Consider the following 855-nt stretch of genomic DNA (forward strand, 5'->3'; position numbering starts at 1 on the left):
CAGTCGGAGACCGCATCCGAGCCGTCGCGCATGGCTTCGGTTTCACGGTTCGGACTGGCGACAGAGCCGGAGTCCAGGTGGTCGCGGCCAATGACGATCGGCGCGGAGACTTCGCCGCTGCGCACCATTTCGTTAAAGGCGAGGCCGAGTTTTTGCCGCCACTCCAGCCCGACCCAGCAGATACGCGCCGGCAGGCCCTGGAAGTTAATGCGCTCGCGCGCCATATCCAGCCAGCGATGCAGGTGTTCGTCATCGGCGACAATCTCTTTCACTCTGGCATCGGTTTTGTAGATATCCTCCGGATCGCCGGACAGGGCAACCCAGCGGAACGGCCCAATGCCGCGGCAGAACAGAGGACGGATATAGGCGGGCACGAAGCCGGGGAAGTCAAAGGCGTTATTCACCCCCATTTCTTTCGCCATCTGGCGGATGTTATTCCCGTAATCAAAGGTCGGAATACCCATCTTACTGAAGGCCAGCATCGCGGAGACGTGTTCCGCCATGGCGCGTTTAGCCGCCAGTACCGTGCCCTCAGGATCGGTTTCCGCTTTTTGCTGGTAGTCTTCCCACGTCCAGCCTTTTGGCAGATAGCCGTGGAGCGGATCGTGAGCGCTGGTCTGGTCGGTGACCAGATCCGGACGCACGCCGCGCGCCACCAGTTCCGGCAGAATATCCGCCGCGTTGCCGCACAGGGCAACCGACACGGCTTTGCCTTCAGCGGTGTACTTTTTGATGCGCGCCAGCGCGTCATCGAGGTTGTCGGCCTGTTCATCGACATAGCGGGTACGCAGACGGAAATCGATGCGGCTCTGCTGGCACTCAATGTTCAGGGAGCACGCGCCCGCCAGCGTCGCG

Annotated in this window: 1 protein-coding gene; it reads right to left on the bottom strand. The window is 61.5% G+C overall.

Features of this window, described 5'->3' with window-relative positions; all coding sequences use genetic code 11:
- A partial coding sequence (gene hutU, locus DD606_RS25790; protein WP_129259568.1) for a urocanate hydratase occupies positions 1–855 on the bottom strand: 855 nt, incomplete at both ends.

The organism is Enterobacter cloacae complex sp. GF14B, assembly GCF_004136805.1.
GTDB lineage: Bacteria > Pseudomonadota > Gammaproteobacteria > Enterobacterales > Enterobacteriaceae > Enterobacter > Enterobacter hormaechei_C.